Source organism: Pseudomonas sp. ITEM 17296 (assembly GCF_028895205.1).
Taxonomy (GTDB): Bacteria; Pseudomonadota; Gammaproteobacteria; order Pseudomonadales; family Pseudomonadaceae; genus Aquipseudomonas; species Aquipseudomonas kermanshahensis.
The window spans coordinates 1-508 of the sequence record NZ_WJRS01000087.1; the positions used below are offsets into that span (position 1 = coordinate 1).

Sequence of the window (508 nt, forward strand, 5' to 3'; positions counted from 1 at the left end):
GTCAGCAGTAATGGTGACTTTGACCAAGTCGCCTTCGTTGCCGGTCCCCGGAGTACCCGAGCCAGGCTCATCGGTCACAGCAGTGCTGACTGGGGTCTTGTCCAGAACCAGATTCTCGAACTTGCCGACATCCGCGCCATCCACCGAAGCGATCGACTTGATCACCGCGTCGTTGGTACCGACGTAGACGTTGTCCGGAGCAGCAACGGTGGTGAAACCGCTGGCGCTGTTGGCTGGCACGGTAATGACGGTAGTGCCGTCGCTCAGCGTGAAGGTCAGCGCCGAATGCTTGTCGATCGGCAGACCGTCTTTGTTGGTCAGCGTAATGGTGTAGGTGATTGCGCCGCCTTCGGTGACCGAAGGGGTCGCGGTCAGCTTGGCCACGACGTCGTCGGTGGTGTCGGTGACTTTGACCGACGCCGCATCGCCCAACTGCAGGTTCTCGAAGGCACGACCGTCAACATCGACGGCGGACTTGATGCCCAGCTCGATTTCGCCGGCGTCTTTA

Annotated in this window: 1 protein-coding gene; it reads right to left on the reverse strand. The window is 60.4% G+C overall.

Features of this window, described 5'->3' with window-relative positions:
* Positions 1-508: immunoglobulin-like domain-containing protein (locus GIB19_RS28175; protein ID WP_274888864.1), on the reverse strand; the 508-nt coding region annotated here is incomplete at both ends.